Genomic DNA, 26,815 nt, shown 5'->3' on the forward strand with positions numbered 1-26,815 from the left:
GAAAATTTATTAAAACATAAAATCTACAAAGAATAATTTAACAAAACTTGTTAAATAAAAGTTAATTAAAAACTTAAAAAACTAAAAATGAGAGACATAACTTTGAAAAAAAAATTAACGTTGCAAGTAATTAAGTTTGTTTAATTTTTCTAAAATTCTCATGGCTTTATATGCAGCAAAATCGCTTATAGTTTCATCTATAAAACGATAGCTGTTAGATTTTTCTAACAATTTAAAATAACTGTCTTCTAAATGCTTACTGTAGGTATGTAGTTGATGTATACGTGACATAATTAAAACAATTTGTCTTTAAATATAATAAAATATTTAAAGACAAATTGTTAAAAATCAGTATTTTATTAATCTTGTAAAGCAAAAACTTGCTTTAGTAGCGCTGTATTTCTTAATCCAACTTTTTCTCTAATTCCTTTTTCTTCAACCTCTATCATCGTAAATACTCCTTTTAAGGCTTCTGTAGTTACATAATTCGTTAAATCTGGATTTACTTTTTTAACAAAAGGAATATTATTGTATTTTGAAATTAAATTATTCCAAACCTTATCTGCACCAACTTTAGAAAAAGACTTATCTATTACAGGTGTAAAACTTGCATATAAGTTTTGCTCTGTCTTTGTTTGCAAATAATTAGTTGCGGCGTTTTTATCTCCTAAAAGGATGTTTTTTGCATCATTAAAAGTTATTTCTTTTACCGCATTTACAAAAATTGGTGTGGCAGTTTTAACAGCATCCTCTGCCGCTCTATTTAAAACCTTAATACCTTCATCAGCTAAATTACCTAACCCTAAACTTCTTAAACCTTTATCTACAGCCTGAAGTTCTTCTGGTAAAATTATTTTAACTAATTCATTTCTATAAAAGCCATCTTTAGAGGTTAACTTAGTAACTTGATTCTTGATACCGTTATCTAAAGCTTGTCTTAAACCATTACCAATTTGATCTTGGGTTAAGCCACCTCCACTAGGTAAATTCTTTACTACATTTTGCAACTCTGCACAACCTACAAATTGAAGCGCTACAACTAAAACTAATATTCTTTTTATCATTATTTATTTTTTATACTTTATATTATTAAGATACTTTTAAAATTTTAAAGTCACTATTTATTTAAAAGAATCTGTTTTTTTATCATAACCATAAGGGCAATGTTTACAACCACTTTTACAACAGTAACCTCTTCTAAGATGAAACTTTTCTGTAAAAACCTTATAACCCTGCTCGTTTATATAGTAATCGCCTTCTTCTAAAGGAATTCTTTTATTATACATCCTGCAAAAGTATCAATTTAAAACATAAAAAAAGCGCTCTTACGAACACTTTTCAATTAAATATTATTCTTTTTTTTCTGGAGGAAATTTAGACACAATTTCTTTTACAAACTCCTTTATTCTTTCTTCCTTTTTTTCTCTGTTCTGAACTTTTAAGGCACCCGTACCAACACCTTGCCAAACCAACTCTTTTTTATTTTTATCTATAAAATCAATAAATAAAGTACCTTCTGTATATTGCGAAACGTTAATATTATTGTTGCCATTCCACATCCAAGGATTCCATCCCCAACCAAAACCATAACCTAAATTATTATTTTGATTTACATTTACTTTTTCTCTAGATTTTGTAAAAATACTCACTAACATATCTGGGTTTGTAGACTTTGTGAATCCTAAAAGCAACAACTCACTTTCTATAGCATTCAAAATTCTTTTTTTATCCAAATCTGAAATAGCTGCTTTATCTATGCCTGTTTTATAAAAAGCAAAGGTTTTGTACTTATTAAAGTCTACTTTTGTATCGTAATCTGTAACTACTTTTACAGAATTACACGACGAAAAAACAATAACAAATAGCAATAACGTAATTTTAATATATCTCATAATGATTATTTTAACAGTTAAATTCTGCTTTAAAATACACCAATTATTATGCCATATTTAAAGAAATTAAGCAACATCAACTTAATAAGATATTTTTAATTTATAAAACCATAAAGAATTGTAGAATTTTTTAAGATTTTCGTAAATTGCAACTTCAAATTATAACATTTATTACGAATGGAACAAATTACACCATATAAACCTACATATAAAGTTAGAATAGTAACAGCTGCCGCTCTTTTTGATGGACACGATGCTGCTATTAACATCATGCGAAGAATTATACAATCTACTGGCGTAGAAGTTATTCATTTAGGCCATGATAGATCTGTAGAAGAAGTTGTAAACTGCGCAATACAAGAAGATGTAAATGCCATTGCAATTACTTCTTACCAAGGTGGTCACAACGAGTATTTTAAATACATGTACGATTTATTAAAAGAAAAAGGCGCTGGACACATCAAAATTTTTGGTGGCGGTGGCGGTGTAATTCTTCCGGAAGAAATAAATGAATTAATGGATTACGGTATTACAAGAATTTATTCTCCGGATGACGGTAGAGAATTAGGTCTGCAAGGAATGATAAATGACTTGGTACAACAATCTGATTTTGCAATTGGAGATAAACTTGATATTGATGTATCTAAATTAGCCGAAAAAGAAATCGGACATATTGCAAGAGTTATTTCATCTGCAGAAAACTTTCCTGAAATTGCAAAGGACACTTTAGATGACATCCATAATAAAAATAAGAATTCTAAAACTCCGGTTTTAGGAATTACAGGAACTGGTGGAGCAGGAAAATCTTCTTTAGTAGATGAATTGGTTAGACGTTTTTTAATCGATTTTCCAGAAAAAACAATTGGTTTAATTTCTGTTGATCCATCAAAAAGAAAAACTGGTGGTGCACTTTTAGGTGACAGAATAAGAATGAACGCAATTAATAACTCTAGAGTTTATATGCGTTCTTTAGCAACTCGTCAATCTAACTTAGCTTTATCTAAATATGTAAACGAAGCGGTAGAGGTTTTAAAAGCTGCTGAATTCGATTTAATTATTTTAGAAACTTCTGGAATTGGGCAATCTGATACAGAAATTATAGAACATTCTGATACTTCTTTATATGTTATGACGCCAGAATTTGGTGCTGCTACTCAATTAGAGAAAATAGACATGTTAGATTTTGCTGATTTAGTTGCAATTAATAAGTTTGATAAAAGAGGTGCTTTAGATGCTGTTAGAGATGTAAAAAAACAATATATGCGTAATAATAATTTATGGCATATACATCAAGATGACTTACCTGTTTATGGCACAATTGCTTCTCAATTTAATGACCCAGGAATGAATACTTTGTATAAAAGTATTATGGATAAATTGGTAGAAAAAACAAATGCTGATTTGAAATCTAAAATGGAAATTACTAAAGAGATGTCAGAAAAAATCTTTGTAATTCCGCCGGCAAGAGTTCGCTATTTATCTGAAATCGCAGAGAATAACAGAGCTTACGACAAAACTGCTAATGACCAAGTTAAGGTTGCGCAAAAGTTATACGGAATTCACAAAACTATCGAATCTATTGTAGAAAAATCCGTAGCAATTACAAAAGCTGGTATCGATTTAGATACAATAATTAATGATTTAAACAATGATGATACTGATTTTGTAAAATTATTAGTAGCTCAATTTGAAAAGGTTAAACTAAATTTAAATCCTTATAACTGGGAAATTATTTTAAATTGGCAAGAAAAAGTAGAAAAATATAAAAACCCTATTTATACGTTTAAAGTACGTGATAAAGAAATTAACATAGAAACACATTCAGAATCACTTTCTCATACGCAAATACCAAAAGTAGCATTACCTAAATATGAAGCTTGGGGTGATTTATTACGTTGGAATTTACAAGAAAATGTTCCTGGAGAATTTCCGTTTACAGCAGGTTTGTATCCGTTTAAAAGAACGGGTGAAGATCCTACAAGAATGTTTGCTGGAGAAGGAGGACCAGAAAGAACCAACAGACGTTTTCATTATGTAAGTTTAGGAATGGATGCCAAACGTTTGTCTACAGCTTTCGATTCTGTTACCTTATATGGTAATGATCCTGGTGAAAGACCAGATATTTATGGTAAAATTGGTAATGCCGGAGTTTCGATTTGTTGTTTAGATGATGCTAAGAAATTGTATTCTGGTTTCGACTTGAGCCATAATATGACATCAGTTTCAATGACAATTAATGGTCCTGCACCAATGTTGCTAGGTTTCTTTATGAATGCTGCCATCGATCAGAACTGCGAAAAATATATCAAAGAAAATAATCTTGAAGCAGATGTTGAAGCAAAATTCAAAGAAATTTATGATGATAAAGGATTAGAAAGACCAACTTATCAAGGTAATTTACCAGAAGGAAACAATGGTTTAGGACTAATGTTATTAGGTTTAACTGGTGATTTGGTTTTACCTTCGGATGTTTATCAGCAAATTAAAAAAGACACTTTAGCGCAAGTTAGAGGAACTGTACAAGCAGATATTTTAAAAGAAGATCAAGCACAAAATACTTGTATTTTTTCTACGGAATTCGCATTACGTTTAATGGGTGATGTACAAGAATACTTTATAGAAAAACAAGTTAGAAATTTTTATTCTGTTTCTATTTCTGGCTATCATATTGCAGAAGCTGGCGCAAACCCAATTACCCAATTAGCGTTAACTTTATCTAACGGATTCACCTATGTAGAATATTATTTAAGTAGAGGAATGGATATTAACAAATTCGGACCAAACTTATCTTTTTTCTTCTCTAACGGAATTGATCCTGAATACTCTGTAATTGGTAGAGTTGCTCGTAAAATTTGGGCAAAAGCCATGAAAAATAAATACGGAGCAAATTCTAGAGCACAAATGTTAAAGTATCATATTCAGACTTCTGGTAGATCTTTACACGCTCAAGAAATAGACTTTAATGATATTAGAACTACGTTACAAGCTCTATATGCAATAAACGACAACTGTAATTCTTTACACACAAATGCCTATGATGAAGCCATTACAACACCTACAGAAGAATCTGTAAGAAGAGCAATGGCGATTCAGTTAATCATCAACAAAGAATTAGGTTTAACTAAAAACGAAAACCCAATACAAGGTGCTTTTATTATTGAAGAATTAACAGATCTTGTTGAAGAAGCTGTTTTACTAGAGTTTGATAGAATTACAGAACGTGGTGGTGTTTTAGGAGCTATGGAAACAATGTACCAACGTTCTAAAATTCAAGAAGAAAGTTTGTATTATGAAACACTTAAGCATAACGGAGAATTCCCTATTATTGGTGTTAACACGTTTTTAAGTTCTAAAGGTTCACCAACAGTGCAACCGGCAGAAGTTATTAGAGCAACAGAAGAAGAGAAAAAACATCAAATACAAACTAAGGAATTATTAAATAAGGCGAATCCTGAAAAAGTTGCTGCTCAAATTGAAATTTTACAAGAAGCAGCAATTCAGAACGAAAACTTATTTGATAAACTAATGGAGGCGACCAAAGTTTGTTCTTTAGGACAAATTACAGAAGCGCTGTTTAAAGTTGGTGGACAGTATAGAAGAAATATGTAATATCTTTTTATTACCTTAACAATCTCAAAATTATTTACATGAAAAAAAAACTCACTATTCTACTAAGCTTTTTATTATTAAGTTTTGGTATTAATTCTCAATCACAAAAAATCACTATCAAAGTAAAAAACCAAAGAAATAAACCTATTTCTGGTGCAATTATTTTAATAGATGATTTAAAGCAAGATAAAACTACTAATTTTAATGGAGTATTTAAAACTCGATTAAATAAAAAACCAAAAACAATTAGTGCATTTCATCCAGAGATTGGAATTACTAAAATTGCATACAACGGAAAAGAGAAAATTAACATTTACATAAGAGGTGGTAATGAAAAAGTAATAGTAAAAAATGCTGCAAATGAAGTCTCAGGAAACTCAATACAGTTTAATTCTATTTATGACTATCTAAGAGGAAAAGTTTCTGGAGTTAGTATTTCTGCTGATAATGTTATAAGAATAAGAGGTTATAATAGTTTCTCTGGAAATATGGATCCGTTATTCGTTCTTAATAATATTGAAGTACCAGAAAGTGTATTTGCAGCTATAGATCCAAATGAAGTAAAAAAAGTCACCATACTTAAAGGACCAGATTCATCTAGCTATGGTGTTAGAGGAGCAAATGGTGTTATTGTTATTAAAACTAAGTAATTTACTTTTAAGTTCTAATAAGTCTAAAAAAATCATTCTTTTAATAATTGATAAACTCCGCATAAATTATGCGGAGTTTTTTTTATAAACTTACTGCGTTACTTAAATCTTTTTAATAGCGTTTTTATCTGTTTTTTACTTCAATCAATTATACTTTAAAATTCAAATCTCCACTCTTTTTTAATAATACTATTATTTTAAATAAAAAAGATTTTAAATTAATGCGTCTTTTTAAACTTTTTTGAGTCTATTATATGAACATTAAAACAAATATCATGAAAAATAAAAATTGTACATGCGATTGTAATGGCTGCAAAAACGGATCTTGTAAAGACTGCACTTGCGTTAATTGCACATGTAATTCTTGTAATTGCTAAAAATTAATTCACAAAAAACGAAACAATCTTAACACTTTAAAATTGTTTCGTTTTTTATATTTTTTTACATTTAAAAATGACTACAAAAGAAGTTTGGACATCTTATTCTGATGATTTAAAAAATTTTATACTAAGTAAAGTAAAAAACTCTGAAATAGCAGATGATATTTTACAAGAAACTTTTATAAAAATACACACCAATCTTCATACTTTAAAAGATTTAAATAAATTAAAATCTTGGTGTTTTACCATTGCTAGAAATTCAGTTTTAAATTATTGGAAAACCACAAATCAAACTTTTGAAATCGCAAATTTCGAATCTGAAACGAACATTACTCTAAATAACCACACAGAAAAAGATTGCCTTAGAGGAATTATACAAAGTCTGCCAGAAAAATATAGAAAACCATTATTTTTATCTGATATCAAAGGTCTAAAACAACAGGATATTGCCTTTAAATTAGAACAAAGTTTATCAACCACAAAATCTCAAATTCAACGTGCAAGAAAACTAATTGCAAAAGGCTTTATTGATTGTTGTGGCTTTAAATTCGATAAAAAAGGGAATTTAATAGGTGAAATTCAAGATAAAAAGGACTGTAAAGTCTGTAAATAAGTTTTTTAACACAAATTCTAAGCATTTTTTTATAGCTTAGCTTTTTAATTTAAAAAACTCTTTTTATTATGAGAAATAATTTGGCTGGTATGATGTGTTTAGATTTGTTTATGTCTTCACAAAATGAACACGATTATACGTATTTAAAAAGTCAAATTTCATCTTCGGATTTTCTTAAAGCCCCAATAAAAAGTTTTGACTTTTACATAGATTATTTTACTGATGAAATAAAAAAAATCAACAGAAAAAACGATATCAATACAATAAAAGACTTTGCAAATAAGTTTAATTGGTGTAATGATGTAGATGCTATTTTTAAAAATCAAGATTTCGAAACAATTGTGCTTACGAATAAAGCTCAGGAAATTATTTGGGTGAATGATGGCTTTAAAAAAATGACAGGTTTCAGTAAAAAGTACGCTATTAACAAAACACCAACTTTTCTTCAAGGAGACAATACTTGTGAAGAGACAAGAGCTAGAATTAGAAAAAAATTAATAGCAAACAAGCCTTTTGAAGAAACAGTTTTAAATTATAAGAAAGACAAAACTGCATATAAATGCGAAATTAAAATCTTCCCTTTATCAATAGAAAACACAACGCATTATATAGCTCTCGAAAAGGCAGTTTAACTTAAACTTAAACGTTAAATATAATATTTTACTTCATTTTTAAGTACTTTAGATTTAAATTAGAATCCTAAATAAAAGCAACATGCAAAATTTAAAAAAAGAAGATATAAGTCAAGAAGTTTTTGATTTATATGACGATTATGCGCACAATAAAATGGACAGAAAAGAATTTTTACAAAAACTTTCTTTATTTGCTGTTGGTGCAATTACCTTACCTTCTTTGTTAAGTTTTATTTCTCCTAATTATATTGATGCCATTACGGTTCGACCAGACGATCCAAGATTAAAATCAGAAACAATACATTACGAATCTCCAAAAGGAGGTAAAAAAATGAATGGATTACTTTCTAAACGTGCAAAAAATATTAGAAAACTACCTGGCTTAATAGTAGTTCATGAAAATAGAGGTTTAAATCCGTATATAAAAGATGTTGGTAGAAGAGCAGCTTTAGATGGTTTTATAACATTAGCTCCAGATGCATTAGCCCCTTTAGGAGGTTACCCAGGAAGTGATGATGAAGGTAGAGCAATGCAGAAGAAAAGAGATCGAATAGAAATGCTAGAAGACTTTATTGCTGGTTACAATTATTTAAAAAATCATAAAGATTGCAACGGTAAAGTTGGTGTTGTAGGTTTTTGTTTTGGCGGATGGATTTCTAATATGATGGCGGTAAGATTACCAGAATTATCTGCTGCTGTACCTTATTACGGTAGACAACCAGAAGCAAAAGATGCAGTTAAAATAAAAGCTCCTTTACTTTTACAATATGCTGGTTTAGACAAAAGGGTAAACGAAGGTTGGCCTACATTTGAAAAAGTATTGAAAGAAAATAAAATAACATATACTGCACATTTTTACCCAGAAGTTAATCATGGTTTTCATAACAATACAACACCAAGATTTGATGAAGCTGCTGCAGATTTATCTTGGGAAAGAACTATAGCTTTCTTAAAAACACACGTTAGATAATATTTATTTACAATCACTTTTACGGTTTTATACTTAATTGTTTTAAATTATTTACTTTTAACTTTTTTAAAAGTACAACTTGAAGAAACAGCAATTAATTAGTAAAGAATTAGAAGATTTTTACAACAAAGCTTCCGAAGAAACTCGCCTAGAAAAAGGTATGGGAATTTTTGAATTTGAACGTATTAAAGAATTAATACAACTTCATATTTTAAAAGATAAAATTACTGTTGTAGATGTTGGTGGTGGAACTGGCAAATATTCTGAATGGTTAGCGAAACAAAATCATACAGTGCATTTAATAGAACCTGTTTTAAAACATATAAAGCTTGCAGAAAAAAGAGCAAAAAAATTAAAAAAACCTTTTTCTGTAACTATTGGCGAAGCAAAAGAACTTCCTTTCAAAGACAACTCAGCAGATTTAGTGATATTACATGGCCCTTTATATCATCTACAAAAAAGAGAAGATAGAATTGCAGCAATACTAGAAGCAAAAAGAGTTCTTAAAAAAGGCGGAATTATTTTAGGTTTCGCAATAAACGCAACTGCATCTACTGTTGTTGGGCTAATGAACGGAATGATACATGCAAATTCATTTTTTGATATGTGTAAAAAAGAATTAACTTCTGGTGTGCATAATGCGCCTAAAGATTTTCCTTTTTTATTAGCTGATTCCTATTATCATAAACCTGCAACTTTAAAAACAGAGTTTTTAGAGCAAAACCTTTCTTTTATAAATCTTTATGCTGTCGAAGGTATGATTTGGTTAGACAATGAATACTTTGCAAATATGTTAGATAAAAAGAAATCTAAAACTTTAAAATCTTTACAGAAATTAACTCAGAATGACGAGTATTTACTTCCATTTAGTCCGCACATGATGATTGCTGTAAAAAAATAACCATTAAATCATAGTAAATTTAATGGTTATCACTTTTTATTAATTTATCGTCTTCTTTTTTTAGAAGAACTTCTACTAACTTTTTTCTTTCTTCTATTAAAAGGAACAGCATCATCAAAAGTATTTTTAGCAGGTTTTGCTTTTTTATTCTTTTGCCACGAATTTGTTTCGGGTAATAATACTTTTAATAAATCTGGCCTACCAACTTTACTTAACGTATTTCGAATCCAATCTTTATTTTCTTTTTTGTACCAAAAGAAAAATTTATGCTGATCTTCTCTTTCCTTTTTTGTTTTAGGAGTTTTGGTTGGTTTTAATGTATATGGATGATAACCTGAATAATAAATTACGGTTGCAACAGTCATAGGCGTTGGTGTAAACCCCTGAACTTGCTCTAACTGAAACCCCATATCTTTGGTTTCTGCAGCTAAATTTGCCATATCTTCTACTTCACTTGCCGGATGACTTGAAATAAAATAAGGTATCAATTGTAGGTTTAATCTTCTCTTGATATTTATTTTGTCAAAACGCTCTTTAAATAAATGAAAATATTTAAACGAGGGTTTACGCATCAATTTTAAAACAGGATCAGATGTATGTTCTGGCGCAACTTTTAAACGCCCAGAAACATGTTTTGTCATTACTTCTTCTGTATACGCATCTAATTCTTTTGCATCTGCATTTTTATTGAATTCTGGCACCAACATGTCATGTCTAATTCCACTACCAATAAAAGATTTTTTTATCTTCGGATGTTTATCTACAGCTTGATATAATTCTGTTAAAGGTTTGTGAGAAGTATCTAAATTAGAACAAATTACTGGCGAAATACAACTTGGTGCAACACACTTATCGCAAATAGATTGTACTTTACCTTTCATTTGATACATATTTGCAGACGGACCACCAATATCAGATAAATATCCTTTAAAATCTGGCATATTTGCAACTTTATCAACCTCCTTTAAGACAGATTCTTGACTTCTACTTGCAATAAATTTACCTTGATGCGCAGAAATTGTACAAAAGCTACATCCACCAAAACATCCTCTATGTATATTTATTGAGAATTTAATCATTTCAAACGCAGGTATTGGTCCACGTTTGTTATATTTTGGATGCGGTAAACGAGTGTAAGGTAAATCGAAAGACCCATCAATTTCCTTTTCTGTCATTGTTGGGTAAGGCGGATTAATTACCAAGGTATTCTCTCCTATTCCTTGTAGAATTCTTCTAGCTTTTAACTTGTTAGATTCTTGTTCTATCACTTTAAAATTAGAAGCAAATGTTTTTTTATCTTTTAAACATGCTTCATGAGAATTAATTGTAACATCTTCCCAACCATTAACTACAGGTATTTTTTCTTCTTTTTGATTGATTAAAACCGCAGTTTGTTTGATGTTTTTTAAGCTAGAAAAAGGCACACCTTTTTGCAACAACTCTACAATTTCACGCAAGGGTTGTTCTCCCATTCCGTAAACCAACATATCTGCTTTAGAAGTTTCTAAAATAGAAGGCAGTAACTTATCCGACCAATAATCATAATGAGTTACACGTCTTAACGATGCTTCAATTCCTCCAATTAAAACAGGTACATCAGGAAACTTTTCTTTTAAAATTTTAGAATATACAGAGGTTGCATAATCAGGTCTAAAACCTTTATCTCCGTTAGGTGTATATGCATCTTTATCTCGTCTTTTTTTACTTGCTGTATAATTAGAAACCATCGGATCCATACAACCACCAGTAGCGGCAAAGAATAAACGAGGTTTACCTAATTTTTCAAAATCTTGTAAGTTATCGTTTACACTTGGTTGTGGTACAATTGCCACACGCAAACCATAACTTTCTAAAATTCTACCAATTACAGCAGGCCCAAAAGACGGATGATCTACATAAGCATCTCCGCTAAATAGAATCACGTCTAATTCTTCCCAACCTCGAATTTTAACTTCTTTGTTTGTAGTTGGTAACCAATCTGTTAGTTGATGTTTCTTTGTTTCTTGCATAGTTTGCAAAAATAAGGAGAAAATCTGTCAACTACTTAGACTTAAAAGGAATTTTTCTATTTTTTGATGAAAAACAAGCTCTACAAGAAATGCGCAAGTAAATAGGAATTTATTACGCAAAATTATTGCTTAATCTACAATTAAATGTGGTACATTTTCTAAATTCCAATCTATAACTAAACCACCTGCTAACGATTTTGCTATTTCCTTTCCGTACAAATACTCGCATAAATACAAAGCCGCTTCAAAAGATTTTGCGCCACCAGCAGAGGTAATTACGTTACCGTCATGCACAAATAAAACTTCTTTTCTAATGTCTAAATCTGGAAACGTTTCTCTCATTTTATCTATATCACTAGGGAAAGTTGTCGAAATTTTATCTTTTAACAACCCTGCTTTGGCTAACACAAAAGCACCGTCGCAATGTGAAGTAATAAAACTTGCATCTTCAGCAACTTGTTTTAAAAAATCTATCATTTTTGTATCATCTAAATCTGTATCTAAATGATGTTCTGCAGACGGAACAACTAAAATATCTATTTTAGGTAACTTATCTTTTAGATAATTATAATCTGGTAAAATCCTCATTCCTTCAAATGTTGTAACAGCTTCATTTGTATTTGCTACCGTAAAAACATTCATAGCTTTTATATTTTTTCTAAAAATAGTATGCTGAAAAATATCAAATGGTGCTGTTAGTTCTGTATTAAATGTACCATCCATAATAAGAAATGCAACATTATATCTTCCGTCTACTAATGTTGGTAATGGTTTTTCTTTTATGTCTACTTGTTCTACTTTTTTATTTGAGCAACTCAAGCTAAAAAAACACAAAAACAATAAAAATATATTTTTCATAAGTATAGAATTTTAAGAAATCACAATATAAAGCATAAAAAAAACTTTCTAGGAAGAAAGTTTTTTAATTTTAATTTAGTTTATAAAAGCAAAATTAACTTGCAATTAATTCTTTAGAATTTAATGCTTTATTTAAATCTACTTTAATGTATTTGTGGCTTTTAAAAAAATAACGTCCAGATGTTAGTTCAATTACAGCTTCTAAACTACCATCTTTTTTTTCTTCTAAAGAAGTAACTTTCACTTCTTTATTTACAACATTTTTATAAGTTGCAATACCACCTCTTTTAATAATAAAGTTATTTCTAGGAAATTTAATGTGCTTATAATTATTCATTTCAACTTTGCCTACTGTAAAAACATCACCTACTTTAATAGCGTCACTTTTAGATTGAGCAAAATTAGAAAATGACAAAAAACAACACATCACAAGTGTAAAAATTGAAGTTTTCATAATTTATAGTTTTTAAATTTATCTATACAAAAATAAAAGATAAAGTCTAAAAAACCATGTATAACTAGAAGACACAATCAATTTTAAGAAATAATTATGATTTTAACTAAGCCTCTTCTATGCTTTACTGGAGCAATTTAAGTTAAGTTTTTGTAGTTTTATAACCACAAACCAATCATCATTATGAAAACAAAATTTATCTTATTATTATTTAGCATTTTTATCATCACTTCTTGTGAAAAAACAACAGAAGAAGAAAAGAAAAAAGATTCTTACGTTGCAGATAATTACACAAAAAAAGAGGTTGATATCGAAATGCGAGATGGTACTAAATTGCATACCACAATTTATTCTCCAAAAGATACTTCTAAAAAATATCCTATTCTAATGCAAAGAACTCCGTATAGTTCTACGCCATACGGAGAAGGTAAAATGAAATCTAAAATTGGCCCAAACGTTCATCTAATGAAAGAAGGCAACATTGTGGTTTACCAAGATGTTCGTGGTAGATGGATGAGTGAAGGTGTTTATGATAACATGCGCGCCTACATCCCTAATAAAGAAGCAAACCAATCTGATGAAGTTTCTGATACTTACGATACTATCGATTGGTTGGTTAAAAATGTTGAGAATAATAACGGAAACGTTGGTACTTGGGGAATTTCATATCCTGGACATTACGCTACTGTTTCTTCTATAGATGCACACCCGGCATTAAAAGCAGCTTCACCGCAAGCAAGTATTGGTGATTTTTTCTTTGATGATTTTCATCATAACGGAGCTTTTTTATTAAGTTATTTTAGAGCAATTTCTTTATTCGGAACTTACAAAGACACACCAACAGATTCTGCTTGGTACTCTTTTCCTAAAATGGAATCTAAAGATCAATATCAATTTTTCTTAGACAAAGGACCTTTAAAGAATTTAAATGAGTATTTTCAATATGACAAATTAGATGTAACTTCTGCTGAAAATAAAGATAGAATTGATGATTTTTTCTGGAAGGAAATCGTAGAGCATCCTAATTATGATGAAAACTGGAAAAGTAAAGGAATCATTCAGCATTTAAACAGAGTTCCATCTACAGTTGCAACAATGGTTGTTGCTGGTGAGTTTGATGCAGAAGATTTATACGGACCTTTAGAAACTTACAAAGCTATAGAAAAACACGGTAAAGACAATTACAACACGTTGGTTTTCGGCCCTTGGGATCACGGTAAATGGTCTAGAACTGGCGTAGAGAATTATGTTGGTAATTATTATTTTGGCGACTCTATTTCTTTAAAATTTCAAAAAGAAATTGAAACTAAATTTTTTAATCATTTCTTAAAAGGAAGTGGAGATAAAAACTCTGGTTTACCAGAAGCTTATGTTTTTGATTCTGGTAGAAAAGAATGGAAATCTTATGATACTTGGCCACCAAAAAACATTGTAAAAGAAAACTGGTTTTTATCTGAAAACCAAGAATTAACTGCATCAAAAAAATCGACGAAAGCTGTTAAGTTTATTAGTGATATTAAACATCCTGTACCTTATTCTGAAGACATTAAAACGGTTTTTACACCAAGAAAGTACATGACAGATGACCAACGTTTTGCCGCTAGAAGACCAGATGTTTTAGTATTTGAAACAGATGTTTTAACTGAAGATTTTACATTAGCAGGAGACATCTTAGCAAAATTAAAAGTAGCTACTACAGGTTCTGCAGCAGATTGGGTTGTAAAAGTTATAGATGTACATCCTGATAATGTGAAAGAAGACAATAAAAAACTTCAAAACCACTTAAAAATGAGCAACTACCATTTAATGGTTAGAAGTGAAGTTTTAAGAGGAAGATTTAGAAATAGTTTTGAAAAACCAGAACCTTTTACTCCAAATAAAAAAACAGCTGTAAATATTAAACTACAAGACGTTTTTCACACATTTAAAAAAGGACACAAACTACAAATACAAGTGCAGAGTACATGGTTTCCTCTAATCGATTTAAATCCGCAGACCTATGTAGATAACATTTACAAAGCAGATGAAAAAGATTTTAAAACTCAAACACACACTGTATTTACAGATTCTTCAATAGAATTTTCTGTTTTAAAATAAATAATAACGTATGAAAAAAATACATCAATTTTTAATTATCTTTCTTATTGCTTTTACCATTAGTGCTCAAGAAAAATCGAAACCTTTTTTTAAAGATGGCGAAGCACAAATTGTTGAAGGTTTTAAAGATTCAAGCAAGTGGATTCGAACAGATTTATGGGTAGAAACCACCTTTGACACCGATGGTGACGGAAAACTAGATAGAATGCATGTAGATGTTACAAGACCTCTACAAACAGAAACAGAAGGTTTAAAATTACCTATTGTTTACGAATCTAGCCCTTATTATGCAGGAACAGCAAGTGACACACCTGGTTTATTTTGGGATGTTAAACATGAAATTGGCGCAAAAGAAAAACAAAGAACAAGAGTAGAAGTTGTTCGAAGAGGAAAAAGACCTATAATTTCAAATTCCCAAGTTAGAACTTGGGTTCCTAGAGGTTATATTGTTGTGCATTCATCATCACCAGGAACTGGTTTATCTGATGGATCTCCAACTGTTGGAGGAGACAATGAATCTTTAGCGCCAAAAGCAGTAATAGATTGGTTAAACGGACGAGCAAAAGGTTATACCGAAAGAGAAGGAAACAAAGAAGTTAAGGCATATTGGAGTACCGGAAAAGTTGGTATGACAGGTACTTCTTACAATGGTACAATTCCGTTAGCTGCAGCAACAACGGGTGTTAAAGGCTTAGAAGCAATTATACCTGTTGCACCAAATACTTCTTATTATCATTATTACAGATCTAACGGTTTGGTTAGATCTCCTGGCGGATATTTAGGTGAAGATATTGATGTTTTATACGATTACATTCATAGTGGTAAAGAAGAAAATAGATCACATAATAATAAGGTTATTCGAGATACTGAACTGGCCAACGGAATGGATAGGCAAACAGGAGATTATAATGATTTTTGGGCTGGTAGAGATTATCTAAATGATATGAAACCAATGAAAGCTGCATTATTAATGTCGCATGGTTTTAATGATTGGAACGTAATGCCAGAGCATAGTTACAGAATTTATGCAAAAGCAAAAGAAATGGGACTTCCATCTCAGATATTCTATCACCAGAACGGTCATGGTGGTCCACCGCCAATGAAAATGATGAATCGTTGGTTTACGCGTTATTTACACGGTGTTCAAAATAACGTAGAAAAAGATGATAGAGCTTGGATTGTAAGAGAAAATGATAAAAGAACGCAGCCAACTCCGTATAGAGATTATCCAAATCCGGCAGCAAAACCGGTAACTCTTTATTTAGAATCTGGTGCTCCAAAAGCTGGGAAACTAATAACAACTAATTCGTCTAATACAAAAGAAACTTTAGTTGATAATTATTCTTTTTCTGGCGAAAGTTTAGCGCAAGCAGAGAACACAAATCATCGTTTAATTTATGTTTCTGAGGTTCTAAAAGAAGATTTACATATTTCTGGTTTGTCTTCTATAACAATTAAAGCATCAAGTAGTAAACCTGCAGTAAACTTATCTGTATGGTTAGTTTCTTTGCCATGGACCAAAGGTAGAAGAGCCAAAATAACAGACAATATTATTACTCGTGGTTGGGCAGATTTACAAAATCATAAATCCTTAACTAAAAGTGCTCCTTTAAAACCAGGTAAATTTTATGAAATGACTTTTGATTTACAACCAGATGATCAAATTATCAAAAAAGGACAACAAATTGGGTTAATGATTTTTTCTAGTGATAATAATTTTACTTTATTACCAGAACCTGGCACAGAACTAACTGTAGATTTAAATGGTACTTCTATAACATTACCAATTGTTGGCGGAAAAAACGCTTTTGATAAAGCAACAAAATAAAAACAATTCTACACACATACTAAAAGTCTTGATATTAATTTATCAAGACTTTTTTTTGCTTAGAAAAATTAGAAGAAAACTCTTTACTAAAAATTTACGTACTTATAAAAGAGACTTCAGAATAGATTCAGTAATTTAGTAGAGCTTAAAAAAAGGTTTGTTCTGAAAACATTGAAACTCTGTTTTACAAAAATTGCAAACTAACTATAAAATGAAAGAAAAATTAATTTACGGTATTCAGCAAATTGGTATTGGTGTAAAAAATGCAGACATTGCTTTTAAATGGTACGCAACAAAACTTGGTGCAGATGCTTTAATTTTTGATGATAGTAATGAAGCAACATATATGGCAAAATATATGGGCGGTAAACCAAGAAAAAAAAGAGCTTTACTAGGCTTAAACATGCAAGGTGGTGGCGGTTACGAAATTTGGCAATACACAAATAGAAAACCATCTAAACCAGAAAATGAATTTAAAGTAGGCGATTTAGGCATTCAGTTTCCGTTTGTTAAAACAAATAATATTACAGCAACCTATAACCGCTTAAAAATTAGCAACGAAAATATTCTTTCTGAAATTAAAAAGGATCCAAGCGGCGTAAAATGTTTCTTTTTAAAAGATCCTTTTGATAATATTTTAAAAATAAAAGAGCACACTTCTTTCTATCAAAATAAAAAAATTGATGTTGGTGGTATTTTTGGAGCAGCAATCGGAGTTTCTAATATTGATGTTTCACTAAAACTTTATAAAGACGTTTTGGGTTATGATAAAGTTATTTTCGATAAAACTGATAATTTTGATGATCTTGAAAATTTAAAAAATGGTAGTAAAAGGTTTAGACGCATTTTACTTACACATTCTAAAAAGCGAGTTGGTGGCTTTTCGAAGTTTTTTGGAACCAGTGAAATAGAACTTATTCAGTGTTTAGAAAACGAGCCAACAAAAATATTTAAAAATAGATATTGGGGAGATTTAGGCTATATTCACTTATGCTTTGACGTTAAAATTTTAAAGGTATTAAAAGAAGAATGTAAACAAAAAGAAGTTCCTTTTCAGGTGATTAGTCAACCTTCTTTTAATATGGGTGATGCAAATGGGCATTGGGGATATATTGAAGATAATGATGGTACGCTTATCGAATTTATCGAAACAAATAAAGTACCGCTAATTAAAAATTTAGGCATTCATATCAATCTAAAAAATAGAAACCCTAAAAAACCTTTACCCAATTGGATGATTAAAGCTATGGCATTAAAACGTGTGAAAATATAATTTATGACATCAACAGAAATTGCACTTTTATTAAATGATGATTCTGAAAAAATTAAAAGAATTGGAGAAATTATTGGTAAAAAAATACCTGAAAAAAATAATTTTGAAAATTTAAACGAATTTGAAAAAACGTTTATTTATATAGATATTTTAGAAGATAATGTTACAAATGGCGGATTTATTCAGTTTTTTTTTAGTTCAGCAGGTGAATTTGCACATGAGATTTTTCATGCGTACTTAGCTATAAATGCAGAAAAGACAATAGATATTCTATCTGAAGCGATTATGTTATTTCCGCAAATTCCAGTTCCAAAAGATCAAACAATAAGACAACGCATCTTAATGCAAAAGGAATCTAATATCGATCTTTGGGATGAATTAGATCATCGATTTTATAAATATGAAGACGATATTGTAAAGTTGACTTTAGCTTATGTTGAAAAAAATATATCAAATTTCGATTGAGTTTTATCTATCTAATATTTCTTTAATATTTGGTTTAAAATAATCAGGTCCTTTTAAAACTTTACCATCTTCTCGGTAAATTGGTTTTCCGTCTTCGCCTAACTTACTCATATTACTCCTATGAATTTCGTTAAAAACTTCGGTAATTTTATCTTGCATACCGTGTTCTATGATTGTGCCACACAAAATATATAGCATATCACCTAGAGCATCAGCAACCTCTACCAAATCGTTATTATTGGCAGCCTCTAAATATTCTTCATTTTCTTCTTTCATTAAATTATAACGAAGCAAATTTCTACTTTCTGTAATATTTGCAGTTGGTTCATTTTTTATTCCTGCACCAAATGCTGTATGAAAATCGTGTACAGAATTAATTTTATCTTTCATATATATTTTAATTATTAGAAGTTTATAAATTCGTAATTTTGCAACTTATAATGTTTGTTACATCTTTACAAGGTATCGAAAAATCTTAGATAAGAAAAAATAATAATTATTCAATTTTACAAAAAATTATAACCTATGTTTTTAAGCGCTTATTTTACAACCGGTAGAATTATTTTTATGATTTTCTTTATTCTATCATTTATAGCTTTAATGGTTTATAGCTACAGAAAAGATATTAAAAGTCATGAAAGATATTACAAAAACGCTGGTAAAAAAGTACTAATTTATGGTAGTTTGGTTATCATTATATTTGTAACTATACGATTATTGGCAGGTAGTTAATTTATATCTTTTCTATATTCTTTAATCTTTTCCAAGCTATTTTATTGCGTTGAGTATAGATAAAGAAACAACCAATATCTAATAAAAAATAGAACAAGCTAATACCACTTGGCGGATTATTACTAGGTAAAAAATCGAAAACACCAAAGGCCGTACTTGGCCATTTCCAGCAACCAAACGCTGTACCTCCTATTTCTAAAATCGCCACCAAAATGTACATCGAAAAAAAGAATAATTTTTCTTTTGGACGAGTCCACAGTAGCAAGAAAACTACAATAGTCATTACAAAACCAAACACATCGTTAAAGAAAACTACATAAACTGTTGCCAATAAAACAATTATTAAAGCAAACAGTCCTTCTACTACCTCGTGGTATTTTCTAACTATTGGTGCTTTGCTAAACATAAAAATTCTACCATATAATGCTGCATGACCAAATGGTACATATAAAGGCACATTTTCTAATCTATATGTGTACATATTTAAAAGTCTCGAAAAAAGATACTCGCCTCCAAAGCCTAAAATTACCGCATAAATCATTAACTCTTGGGTTCTTTTATTCGCTCTAAAATACATTACTACAAAGCCAATTAACATTAAAATATTAATGGGTAATTGAGAGTTTGTAACGTTTTCTGCAAAATATAAACTATCAAAAAATAGAAAAAACACAAATATTACAAATATGCCTATTCTTCTACTAAATGTATAAAATATAGCTTTTAAGTCTTTAGCTGGTACTTTTAAAATTTTCATTCTGTTGGATATTTAAAACAGTTTGTTGTGTGATCGTTAACCATACCGACAGCTTGCATATAAGCATAAACCACGGTAGAACCAACAAATTTGAATCCGCGTTTTTTTAAATCTTTAGAAATAATATCAGATAATTTAGTAGTTGCTGGCACGTCTTCTCTTTTATGAAATTTATTTAAAATTGGTTTATGATCTACATATGACCAAATAAACTTAGAAAATGAACCAAACTCTTTCTGTATATCAATAAACAATTGCGCATTTGTAATTGCACTTCTTATTTTTAATTTGTTTCTGATAATACCAGCATCTTGAAGCAAAGATTCATATTTTTTTTCTGAATATTTAGAAATTTTTTGATAATCAAAATTATCAAATGCTTTTCTAAAGTTTTCTCTTTTATTTAAAATTGTTATCCAACTTAAACCCGCCTGAAAAGTTTCTAAAACTAAAAATTCAAAGAGTGTTTCATCATCAAAAACTGGTTTTCCCCATTCGTTATCATGATAATCAATATATAATTGACTATCACTAACCCAAAAACACCTATTTTTCATCTACTTAATTTTAACTGGTATAATTTCAGTTTGCCTAGAATTTACATATTCAAAAATATTATTTCCAAAAAAACCAGCTTCTTCTAACATAATTCTAATGTTTTTGCCCCATTCTTTTAAAGCTACAGTTGTATTTAATTCTATGGCATATACTGTATTTTTATGTAAAGGATAATCTCCGTTTACTGGCACTCCGTTTTGAGAATCCCACATACCAATTGTTGTACCAGCACTATGCCCAAACATACCCAAAGGATGCGTATATATAGAAGGAACAAAACCTTCTTTTCTTCCTTGAATTAAAGATTCTTTTAATATTTGATTTCCTGTTTTACCAACTTTCATGTTAGAAGTTAAAATATCTTGTACTCGATTTCCTTTTTTAAAGGCATCTACTAAAAATGTTGGCACAGAATTCTCGTTATCCTTTAAAACATATGCGTGCTGCTGGCAATCTGTATTTAGACCAATATAGGTAATTCCGAAATCGCAATGTAATAAATCGCCTTTTAAAATAATTTTCTTCTCTTTTCCTTTAGAAAAAGACTCTATGTGCGATTTTAAAACTTCGTTATTTCTTTGGATATCTATAGTAGGATGAAACCATGTTTCTAAACCTAAATCGGTTACTTTTTGACGTAGACACCACACCAAATCTTCTGTAGTAGTTTTACCTGGAATGATTTTTTTTGATGAAAAAGTATCTGCAATAATATTGTGTGTAATTTGTACTAGCTCTTTGTACAATTTCATTTCTTTGGCAGTTCTTGTTTCAATCCAACCAATGGCAAGTTTTTCTGCAGAAACCACTTTATTAACATACGATTTTGGTAGATTTTCTAATAACTCATCATAATCTGTTTTAACCAAACCATCTGCCAAAGCAAAATATTTAGAAATATTAACTCCTATTTTATTCGGATTTCTATTCTTTATAATTTCCGATAAAGCTTTCCATTGATCTGGCTCTTTTTCTTTATCCCAAGCAGATTTTATATTTTTACCAATATCATATCTTGCAACAGCTAATCTTTCTAACGTATTTTTAGCTTTATCTCTATAAAAAACAATAATAGTTCTTCTTCGCGCATTTAACCAAGTAGCGGGTAACATGGTTTTTAAAACAGGATCTTCGTTGTATTCTCTAGAAATTAACAGCCACATATCTATGTCTGCAGCATCCATTAATTGTGGCAATAAATTAGTAAATCGGTCTTCTAATAAATTATCTTTTAATATTGCTCTTTCTCTTTCTGATAAAATCTGAGCTTGAGAAAATTGAAAAGTAAAGACAAAAAGTAGAATTAAATATTTCATAATTAAAGGTTGGTTAATGGATAAAATTAATGTTAAATCAATTAAAAATCAATCTATTTTAGATTATTTTTTGCAACTTTACTAACATTAAAATCTCTGATTATGAAAATCTTAAAATATATTTCTTTTCTAATTTTATCTTGTATTGTACTTTTTTCTTGTGCATCTACATTAAGCAACTCAAATAATAACACTAAAGAAGAACCTGTTGTAATTGCAAATGATAGTTTAGAATACGAAATAATTATTATTGATCCGGGTTTTTCATCTTACCTTGCTAGTGTTGCAAAACCAGAAGGGTTTTATGACCAAAATTATCTAGAAGCTAGAAATAAAGCTTGGGTACTTACCTGGAATCAGCGCGCTCAGAATCCAACAAATTATAATCAAGGAGTTTATGAAAACATAATAGATTATAATTCTAACACAGATTATGGCTATGAAGTTAACTACAAACTTTTTAATTATTTTTTATTTGCTCAAAGAAAATATAAAATGAGTTTGGTAGGCGGTTTTAGAACCGGAAGAATTAATTAACTTTTGTATAAGAAACAAAACTGTAATCTAATTTATTTTTTTCATCCGCTGTAAAATCTTCCCTTGAATCTTCTTTCCAAATTTTTGGGTCTATTTCCGGAAAAAATACATCCGCTTCAAAAGATTTATGAACCAATGTAATATCTAGTCGATCTGCTAAATTTTTAGCAATTGTTTCTTTGTAAATTTGTGCACCACCAATTATAAAAATCTTTTCTTCTTCTTTCGCCATTTCAATAGCTTCTTCTAAACTATTAGCAATTAAGCAACCATCTTTAAAGTAATTTTTATTTCTTGTAATAATAATTGTGGTTCTATTTGGCAAAGGCTTACCAATAGATTCAAAAGTATTTCTACCCATTAATATATAATGACCAGTTGTAACTTTTTTAAATCTTTTTAAATCTGCAGGTAAATGCCAAATTAAATCGTTGTCTTTACCTAAAGCGTAATTTTGTGCAATAGCAGCTATAACTGTAATCATATTAATTGAATAAATTATTAATTTTACTATTTATCTTAAAAGGTAGAATAAATGTTACTGCCACACTTTTGCCATTTAGCTTTGCTGCTTTTTTAACTTTAAACTCTTCTACCACTCGTACGATTTCCTTATGTAAATCTTTATCTTTCTCACTTGTATTTATAACTTTTACATTCTTATTTAGATCAATATGAATTTCAACATAAAATTTATAATCAGTTATTACAAGTCCTAAAATTTTATAATCTACTTTAGATAGGAACTTTTTTTGTAAAAAGGAATTGAACTTTGCTCTATTTTTTGAATACAAAGCCTTTGTTCCTTTAAATAATGGATACTCATCTACTTGAATTAATTTATAACTCTTAGTTTCTTGAGCATTACTGTAACAGGTAACTATTAATGCAATTATTATAAATATCTTTTTCATTATACAAAAATAAGAGAAACTTTACTTAGTTACACTTTTTTATGCCTTTTTACAATTATACAAGAAAAAATTTAAATCGATTTCGTTAGAAACTACTGATTTTCAAGTGATAAAAAGATTAAAAACTATTGTATAAATACTAAATTAAAAGAATCATTTTATAGATTTTATAATATAATTATATCAGAATTACAAAAGTGATAATTCTTTATTAAAACACTAATTTTAGGCTTGTTATGTTCTAATACTTGTATACTTTTACTTAAAAATTTGAGACAATTTTTAAATACAAAATACTATGGCAATTAAAAAACAATTTTTAAAAAGCAAACCTGTTTGCAAAGTAACTTTCTCTATTTCACCAAAAGAAGCTAGTAATGTAGCTGTAGTAGGAAGTTTTAACGAATGGAATGCTGCTTCTACTCCTTTAAAGAAATTAAAGAACGGTACTTTTAAAACAACTGTAGATTTAGAAGCTAATAATTCTTACGAATTTAGATATGTAATAGACGGCGTTTACACTAATGATGCAGAAGCAGATAGTTTTTCTTGGAACGATTATGCAGGTGCAGAAAACAGCGTATTAACTGTATAAAATAAAAAAGACTCTCAATTAATTGAGAGTCTTTTTTATTTAAATGGCAACTTTTCCTTTTATATGAGGATGCGGATTGTAGTCTAACAATTCGAAGTCTTCGAATGTAAAATCTTCAATATTTTTTATATTCGAATTCATTTTCATTTTTGGTAAAGGCCTTAAATCTCTAGACAATTGCAATTCTAATTGTTCTTTATGATTATTATAAATATGAGCATCACCAAATGTGTGAATAAATTCTCCTGCCTCATAACCACAAACTTGTGCAACCATCATTGTAAATAAAGCATAAGAAGCAATATTAAAAGGTACACCTAAAAATATATCTGCACTTCTTTGGTATAATTGACATGATAATTTTCCGTCTGCTACGTAAAACTGAAAAAAAGCATGACAAGGAGGTAAAGCTGCTTTTCCGTTCGCTACATTTTCAGAAAATGAAACTGACGTATCTGGCATTACAGAAGGATTCCAAGCAGAAACCATCATTCTTCTAGAATTTGGATTTTCTTTTAAAGTTGCAATTACATCTTTTAATTGATCAATTTCATCACTATTCCAATTACGCCATTGATGCCCATAAACAGGACCTAAATCTCCGTTTTCATCTGCCCACTCATTCCAGATTCTTACGCCATTTTCCTGCAAATATTTAATATTTGTATCTCCTTTTATAAACCATAAAAGTTCATAAATTATAGATTTTAAGTGTAATTTCTTTGTGGTAACCATCGGAAAACCTTCACTTAAGTCAAATCTCATTTGATAACCAAAAACACTTTTTGTTCCTGTACCTGTTCTATCTCCTTTTTCGTTTCCGTTTTCTAAAACGTGCTTTACTAAATCGTGATATTGTTTCATTTTATGATGTAAAGTGTTAATTAGATTTATTTTTCTAAAATAAATAAGTGTAAAAATAAAAAAAGCTTCAAATGGTTTTATGAAGCTTTTTAAATAATATTTTAAAGTTATTAACTATTTAAAAAATAGTTTTTTTGTCTTAACCAATAATCATACCTGCAATAGTTGCAGACATTAAAGAGGCAATTGTACCACCAATTAATGCTTTCATTCCGAATTCTGACAATACTTTTCTTTGACCAGGAGCCAAAGAACCAATACCACCAATTTGAATACCGATTGAAGCAAAATTCGCAAAACCACATAACATATAAGTCGCCATAATTATCGATTTATTATATGCTAAATGTGTTGCATTTGCAACATTTTTTAATTCTGCTAACTGTATGTAACCAACAAATTCACTTGCTGCTAGTTTAATACCTAATAATTGCCCCATAAGTGTCATATCTTCTGTTGGCACACCTATTAACCACATTAAAGGTGCAAAAACATATCCTAAAATAAACTCTAAAGACAACTGATCATATGCTGTATTATTTGCTATAATTTCATTTAAAGAAGTTAAATCTCCTATTAAACCTAAACCTCCGTTTATCATTGCAATTACAGCTACAAAAACCAATAACATTGCACCAACATTTACAGCCAATCGCAAACCTTCTGTTGTTCCGTTTGCAATTGCATCTAAAATATTAGAACCTATTTTTTCTTGCGAAACGGTAACATCTGTATTTACCTCTTCTGTTTGCGGATATAGAATTTTAGAAATTACAATTGCACCAGGAGCTGCCATAACAGACGCTGCTAATAAATGCTTTGCAAAAACCAATTCTAATTCTTTGTCTCCGCCACCCAAAAAGCCAATGTAAGCAGCCAATACTGCTCCGGCAACTGTTGCCATTCCGCCAATCATTACTAAAAGCATTTCAGATTTATTCATCTTTTCTAAATATGCTTTAATTAATAATGGTGCTTCTGTTTGTCCTAAGAAAATATTACCTGCAACAGATAAACTTTCCATACCAGAAATACCTAAAAACTTAGACAATACAATTGCTAAGATTTTAACCATCCATTGTATAATTCCTAAATAAAATAACAGTGAAGTTAATGCAGAGAAAAATATAATTGTAGGTAAAACTTGAAAAGCAAAAATGTATCCAAACGTGTCCATATCTGCAATTAAACCATCAAATAAAAACTTACTTCCAGCTTTTGTATATTCTAAGATTTCAATAAAAAGCTTACCAACCAATTCAAATGCTTTCTGAATAAAAGATACTTTTAAAACGCCAATTGCAATAATTAACTGTAGCGCTAAACCAATTCCTACTTTTTTCCAATCGATAGCTTTCTTTTTAGAACTAAATAAAAAAGCGATTACAATTAAAGAAAACATACCTAATGCACCACGCCAAAAACTCGTAAAAGTAAAGCTACCACTTTCTATAATACCTTCATTTTCTACAACTGATTTTGTTTCTTCTACTTCTTCTACCTTTTTAATTGGTGTTACGTTATCTGTTTCTGCTAATACAATTTTAGTATATTCTGGCGATGCTAATGTATATGTTACATCTCCTTCAGATAAAACCAAGCTTGCATTATCAAAAGATACAATATTAAAATATCTTAATTCTTCTTTTGGTGTTGTAGCATTAAGAATTATAAGATTATTTTGTCTTAAGTAAGTTCCTGTAGAAGCTGGTTTATATGCGTATGCAGGAAGTTGAAATTTACCATCGGATAAAGAAAAAACTTTTGTTTCTTCTGATTGAAGTAAAGATGTCCCGTCTGATTTTTTTACTGAATTAAAGGTCCAATTTTGTTCTAAATCTTGCCCAAAAATTGAAATTGAAATAAAACAAAAGGCAATTAAAAATATATTTTTCATAAGGTAAGTTTCGT

The 26,815-nt window shown here is 29.6% G+C and carries 28 protein-coding genes; 13 read left to right on the forward strand and 15 right to left on the reverse strand.

Annotated elements, in window-relative coordinates; all coding sequences use genetic code 11:
* Positions 1-114: 114 nt before the first annotated feature.
* The 4 genes from WG950_RS06475 to WG950_RS06490 form a co-directional block, all read right to left on the reverse strand.
* Complete coding sequence (locus WG950_RS06475) at positions 115-291, reverse strand: hypothetical protein (RefSeq protein WP_340934993.1); 177 nt, start codon at positions 289-291, stop codon at positions 115-117.
* Positions 292-359: 68 nt separating this feature from the next.
* A complete protein-coding gene (locus WG950_RS06480; RefSeq protein ID WP_340934995.1) occupies positions 360-1,064 on the reverse strand; it encodes a DUF4197 domain-containing protein in 705 nt (234 codons plus the stop codon).
* A gap of 57 nt (positions 1,065-1,121) precedes the next feature.
* Positions 1,122-1,286, reverse strand: a complete 165-nt coding sequence (locus WG950_RS06485) for a DUF5522 domain-containing protein (protein WP_172830876.1) — start codon at positions 1,284-1,286, stop codon at positions 1,122-1,124.
* Between the two features lie 63 nt (positions 1,287-1,349).
* Positions 1,350-1,892 (reverse strand): DUF4136 domain-containing protein, encoded by a 543-nt coding sequence (locus WG950_RS06490; RefSeq protein WP_079738200.1) that lies wholly within the window; start codon positions 1,890-1,892, stop codon positions 1,350-1,352.
* A 177-nt stretch (positions 1,893-2,069) separates the two neighbouring features.
* Here WG950_RS06490 and WG950_RS06495 point away from each other — a divergent pair, with 177 nt between their 5' ends.
* The 6 genes from WG950_RS06495 (at position 2,070) to WG950_RS06520 (ending at position 9,647) form a co-directional block, all read left to right on the forward strand.
* Complete coding sequence (locus WG950_RS06495) at positions 2,070-5,501, forward strand: methylmalonyl-CoA mutase family protein (RefSeq protein WP_340934999.1); 3,432 nt, start codon at positions 2,070-2,072, stop codon at positions 5,499-5,501.
* Between the two features lie 38 nt (positions 5,502-5,539).
* Positions 5,540-6,151, forward strand: coding sequence for a TonB-dependent receptor plug domain-containing protein (locus tag WG950_RS06500; RefSeq protein ID WP_340935000.1), 612 nt, complete (start codon positions 5,540-5,542; stop codon positions 6,149-6,151).
* A 453-nt stretch (positions 6,152-6,604) separates the two neighbouring features.
* Positions 6,605-7,144 (forward strand): sigma-70 family RNA polymerase sigma factor, encoded by a 540-nt coding sequence (locus tag WG950_RS06505; protein ID WP_340935002.1) that lies wholly within the window; start codon positions 6,605-6,607, stop codon positions 7,142-7,144.
* 68 nt (positions 7,145-7,212) lie between these two features.
* Positions 7,213-7,776: a PAS domain-containing protein gene (locus tag WG950_RS06510; RefSeq protein ID WP_340935004.1), complete on the forward strand. Its 564-nt coding sequence runs from the start codon at positions 7,213-7,215 to the stop codon at positions 7,774-7,776.
* Positions 7,777-7,858: 82 nt separating this feature from the next.
* Positions 7,859-8,746, forward strand: a complete 888-nt coding sequence (locus WG950_RS06515; RefSeq protein ID WP_340935006.1) for a dienelactone hydrolase family protein — start codon at positions 7,859-7,861, stop codon at positions 8,744-8,746.
* Between the two features lie 79 nt (positions 8,747-8,825).
* Positions 8,826-9,647, forward strand: a complete 822-nt coding sequence (locus tag WG950_RS06520; protein ID WP_340935009.1) for a class I SAM-dependent methyltransferase — start codon at positions 8,826-8,828, stop codon at positions 9,645-9,647.
* Between the two features lie 44 nt (positions 9,648-9,691).
* On the opposite strand, the gene WG950_RS06525 is transcribed toward WG950_RS06520, so the two are convergent.
* The 3 genes from WG950_RS06525 to WG950_RS06535 all read right to left on the reverse strand — a co-directional run bounded on the left by WG950_RS06525 (position 9,692) and on the right by WG950_RS06535 (position 12,968).
* A complete protein-coding gene (locus tag WG950_RS06525; protein ID WP_079738194.1) occupies positions 9,692-11,656 on the reverse strand; it encodes a YgiQ family radical SAM protein in 1,965 nt (654 codons plus the stop codon).
* A gap of 129 nt (positions 11,657-11,785) precedes the next feature.
* Positions 11,786-12,514, reverse strand: a complete 729-nt coding sequence (locus WG950_RS06530) for a DJ-1/PfpI family protein (protein ID WP_340935012.1) — start codon at positions 12,512-12,514, stop codon at positions 11,786-11,788.
* A gap of 94 nt (positions 12,515-12,608) precedes the next feature.
* Complete coding sequence (locus WG950_RS06535) at positions 12,609-12,968, reverse strand: dihydroorotase (protein ID WP_340935015.1); 360 nt, start codon at positions 12,966-12,968, stop codon at positions 12,609-12,611.
* Between the two features lie 183 nt (positions 12,969-13,151).
* Between WG950_RS06535 and WG950_RS06540 the strand changes: the two genes are divergently transcribed.
* The 4 genes from WG950_RS06540 to WG950_RS06555 all read left to right on the forward strand — a co-directional run bounded on the left by WG950_RS06540 (position 13,152) and on the right by WG950_RS06555 (position 18,631).
* Complete coding sequence (locus WG950_RS06540; protein WP_340935017.1) at positions 13,152-15,065, forward strand: CocE/NonD family hydrolase; 1,914 nt, start codon at positions 13,152-13,154, stop codon at positions 15,063-15,065.
* Positions 15,066-15,075: 10 nt separating this feature from the next.
* A complete protein-coding gene (locus WG950_RS06545; RefSeq protein WP_340935019.1) occupies positions 15,076-16,893 on the forward strand; it encodes a Xaa-Pro dipeptidyl-peptidase in 1,818 nt (605 codons plus the stop codon).
* A gap of 211 nt (positions 16,894-17,104) precedes the next feature.
* The gene (locus WG950_RS06550; RefSeq protein WP_340935021.1) at positions 17,105-18,166 is read left to right on the forward strand and encodes a VOC family protein; all 1,062 of its coding nucleotides are present in this window, start codon (positions 17,105-17,107) and stop codon (positions 18,164-18,166) included.
* A gap of 3 nt (positions 18,167-18,169) precedes the next feature.
* Entirely contained in the window at positions 18,170-18,631 is a 462-nt protein-coding gene (locus tag WG950_RS06555) for a DMP19 family protein (protein ID WP_340935024.1), read from the forward strand.
* A gap of 3 nt (positions 18,632-18,634) precedes the next feature.
* On the opposite strand, the gene WG950_RS06560 is transcribed toward WG950_RS06555, so the two are convergent.
* A complete protein-coding gene (locus WG950_RS06560) occupies positions 18,635-19,021 on the reverse strand; it encodes a nucleoside triphosphate pyrophosphohydrolase family protein (protein WP_340935025.1) in 387 nt (128 codons plus the stop codon).
* A gap of 135 nt (positions 19,022-19,156) precedes the next feature.
* Here WG950_RS06560 and WG950_RS06565 point away from each other — a divergent pair, with 135 nt between their 5' ends.
* Positions 19,157-19,363, forward strand: a complete 207-nt coding sequence (locus tag WG950_RS06565; protein ID WP_077811171.1) for a hypothetical protein — start codon at positions 19,157-19,159, stop codon at positions 19,361-19,363.
* Between the two features lies 1 nt (position 19,364).
* Here WG950_RS06565 and WG950_RS06570 read toward each other — a convergent pair whose 3' ends face one another.
* The 3 genes from WG950_RS06570 to WG950_RS06580 are packed head-to-tail and all read right to left on the reverse strand — an operon-like array spanning position 19,365 to position 21,994.
* Positions 19,365-20,120, reverse strand: a complete 756-nt coding sequence (locus WG950_RS06570) for a hypothetical protein (RefSeq protein WP_340935027.1) — start codon at positions 20,118-20,120, stop codon at positions 19,365-19,367.
* The gene (locus tag WG950_RS06575; protein ID WP_340935028.1) at positions 20,117-20,677 is read right to left on the reverse strand and encodes a DNA-3-methyladenine glycosylase I; all 561 of its coding nucleotides are present in this window, start codon (positions 20,675-20,677) and stop codon (positions 20,117-20,119) included. Before WG950_RS06575 ends, WG950_RS06570 begins: the two co-directional genes overlap by 4 nt.
* On the reverse strand, positions 20,678-21,994 hold the full coding sequence (locus WG950_RS06580) for a M24 family metallopeptidase (RefSeq protein WP_340935030.1): 1,317 nt from the start codon (positions 21,992-21,994) through the stop codon (positions 20,678-20,680). It abuts the gene before it with no gap.
* Between the two features lie 102 nt (positions 21,995-22,096).
* Here WG950_RS06580 and WG950_RS06585 point away from each other — a divergent pair, with 102 nt between their 5' ends.
* Positions 22,097-22,531, forward strand: a complete 435-nt coding sequence (locus tag WG950_RS06585; protein ID WP_340935031.1) for a DUF6146 family protein — start codon at positions 22,097-22,099, stop codon at positions 22,529-22,531.
* Here the strand turns inward: WG950_RS06585 and WG950_RS06590 are convergent.
* Complete coding sequence (locus WG950_RS06590) at positions 22,524-23,015, reverse strand: dihydrofolate reductase (RefSeq protein ID WP_077811166.1); 492 nt, start codon at positions 23,013-23,015, stop codon at positions 22,524-22,526. The genes WG950_RS06585 and WG950_RS06590 overlap by 8 nt on opposite strands.
* Before the next feature lies 1 nt (position 23,016).
* Positions 23,017-23,445, reverse strand: coding sequence for a hypothetical protein (locus WG950_RS06595; protein WP_340935032.1), 429 nt, complete (start codon positions 23,443-23,445; stop codon positions 23,017-23,019).
* Positions 23,446-23,743: 298 nt separating this feature from the next.
* Between WG950_RS06595 and WG950_RS06600 the strand changes: the two genes are divergently transcribed.
* Complete coding sequence (locus tag WG950_RS06600) at positions 23,744-24,040, forward strand: isoamylase early set domain-containing protein (RefSeq protein WP_340935033.1); 297 nt, start codon at positions 23,744-23,746, stop codon at positions 24,038-24,040.
* 39 nt (positions 24,041-24,079) lie between these two features.
* Here WG950_RS06600 and WG950_RS06605 read toward each other — a convergent pair whose 3' ends face one another.
* Both WG950_RS06605 and WG950_RS06610 read right to left on the reverse strand, forming a co-directional pair.
* Positions 24,080-24,904, reverse strand: a complete 825-nt coding sequence (locus tag WG950_RS06605) for a thymidylate synthase (RefSeq protein WP_340935035.1) — start codon at positions 24,902-24,904, stop codon at positions 24,080-24,082.
* 139 nt (positions 24,905-25,043) lie between these two features.
* Positions 25,044-26,801 (reverse strand): NupC/NupG family nucleoside CNT transporter, encoded by a 1,758-nt coding sequence (locus WG950_RS06610; protein ID WP_340935037.1) that lies wholly within the window; start codon positions 26,799-26,801, stop codon positions 25,044-25,046.
* Between the last annotated feature and the right edge of the window lie 14 nt (positions 26,802-26,815).

This window comes from Polaribacter marinaquae, assembly GCF_038019025.1.
Taxonomy (GTDB): Bacteria; Bacteroidota; Bacteroidia; order Flavobacteriales; family Flavobacteriaceae; genus Polaribacter; species Polaribacter marinaquae.

What these genes read in the sequence shown, in the direction of transcription:
- WG950_RS06475 (WP_340934993.1), bottom strand. Translation starts at nt 291, where the DNA reads ATGTCACGTATACATCAACTACATACCTACAGTAAGCATTTAGAAGAC.
- WG950_RS06480 (WP_340934995.1), bottom strand. Translation starts at nt 1,064, where the DNA reads ATGATAAAAAGAATATTAGTTTTAGTTGTAGCGCTTCAATTTGTAGGT.
- WG950_RS06485 (WP_172830876.1), bottom strand. Translation starts at nt 1,286, where the DNA reads ATGTATAATAAAAGAATTCCTTTAGAAGAAGGCGATTACTATATAAAC.
- WG950_RS06490 (WP_079738200.1), bottom strand. Translation starts at nt 1,892, where the DNA reads ATGAGATATATTAAAATTACGTTATTGCTATTTGTTATTGTTTTTTCG.
- WG950_RS06495 (WP_340934999.1), top strand. Translation starts at nt 2,070, where the DNA reads ATGGAACAAATTACACCATATAAACCTACATATAAAGTTAGAATAGTA.
- WG950_RS06500 (WP_340935000.1), top strand. Translation starts at nt 5,540, where the DNA reads ATGAAAAAAAAACTCACTATTCTACTAAGCTTTTTATTATTAAGTTTT.
- WG950_RS06505 (WP_340935002.1), top strand. Translation starts at nt 6,605, where the DNA reads ATGACTACAAAAGAAGTTTGGACATCTTATTCTGATGATTTAAAAAAT.
- WG950_RS06510 (WP_340935004.1), top strand. Translation starts at nt 7,213, where the DNA reads ATGAGAAATAATTTGGCTGGTATGATGTGTTTAGATTTGTTTATGTCT.
- WG950_RS06515 (WP_340935006.1), top strand. Translation starts at nt 7,859, where the DNA reads ATGCAAAATTTAAAAAAAGAAGATATAAGTCAAGAAGTTTTTGATTTA.
- WG950_RS06525 (WP_079738194.1), bottom strand. Translation starts at nt 11,656, where the DNA reads ATGCAAGAAACAAAGAAACATCAACTAACAGATTGGTTACCAACTACA.
- WG950_RS06530 (WP_340935012.1), bottom strand. Translation starts at nt 12,514, where the DNA reads ATGAAAAATATATTTTTATTGTTTTTGTGTTTTTTTAGCTTGAGTTGC.
- WG950_RS06535 (WP_340935015.1), bottom strand. Translation starts at nt 12,968, where the DNA reads ATGAAAACTTCAATTTTTACACTTGTGATGTGTTGTTTTTTGTCATTT.
- WG950_RS06540 (WP_340935017.1), top strand. Translation starts at nt 13,152, where the DNA reads ATGAAAACAAAATTTATCTTATTATTATTTAGCATTTTTATCATCACT.
- WG950_RS06545 (WP_340935019.1), top strand. Translation starts at nt 15,076, where the DNA reads ATGAAAAAAATACATCAATTTTTAATTATCTTTCTTATTGCTTTTACC.
- WG950_RS06550 (WP_340935021.1), top strand. Translation starts at nt 17,105, where the DNA reads ATGAAAGAAAAATTAATTTACGGTATTCAGCAAATTGGTATTGGTGTA.
- WG950_RS06555 (WP_340935024.1), top strand. Translation starts at nt 18,170, where the DNA reads ATGACATCAACAGAAATTGCACTTTTATTAAATGATGATTCTGAAAAA.
- WG950_RS06560 (WP_340935025.1), bottom strand. Translation starts at nt 19,021, where the DNA reads ATGAAAGATAAAATTAATTCTGTACACGATTTTCATACAGCATTTGGT.
- WG950_RS06565 (WP_077811171.1), top strand. Translation starts at nt 19,157, where the DNA reads ATGTTTTTAAGCGCTTATTTTACAACCGGTAGAATTATTTTTATGATT.
- WG950_RS06570 (WP_340935027.1), bottom strand. Translation starts at nt 20,120, where the DNA reads ATGAAAATTTTAAAAGTACCAGCTAAAGACTTAAAAGCTATATTTTAT.
- WG950_RS06575 (WP_340935028.1), bottom strand. Translation starts at nt 20,677, where the DNA reads ATGAAAAATAGGTGTTTTTGGGTTAGTGATAGTCAATTATATATTGAT.
- WG950_RS06580 (WP_340935030.1), bottom strand. Translation starts at nt 21,994, where the DNA reads ATGAAATATTTAATTCTACTTTTTGTCTTTACTTTTCAATTTTCTCAA.
- WG950_RS06585 (WP_340935031.1), top strand. Translation starts at nt 22,097, where the DNA reads ATGAAAATCTTAAAATATATTTCTTTTCTAATTTTATCTTGTATTGTA.
- WG950_RS06590 (WP_077811166.1), bottom strand. Translation starts at nt 23,015, where the DNA reads ATGATTACAGTTATAGCTGCTATTGCACAAAATTACGCTTTAGGTAAA.
- WG950_RS06595 (WP_340935032.1), bottom strand. Translation starts at nt 23,445, where the DNA reads ATGAAAAAGATATTTATAATAATTGCATTAATAGTTACCTGTTACAGT.
- WG950_RS06600 (WP_340935033.1), top strand. Translation starts at nt 23,744, where the DNA reads ATGGCAATTAAAAAACAATTTTTAAAAAGCAAACCTGTTTGCAAAGTA.
- WG950_RS06605 (WP_340935035.1), bottom strand. Translation starts at nt 24,904, where the DNA reads ATGAAACAATATCACGATTTAGTAAAGCACGTTTTAGAAAACGGAAAC.
- WG950_RS06610 (WP_340935037.1), bottom strand. Translation starts at nt 26,801, where the DNA reads ATGAAAAATATATTTTTAATTGCCTTTTGTTTTATTTCAATTTCAATT.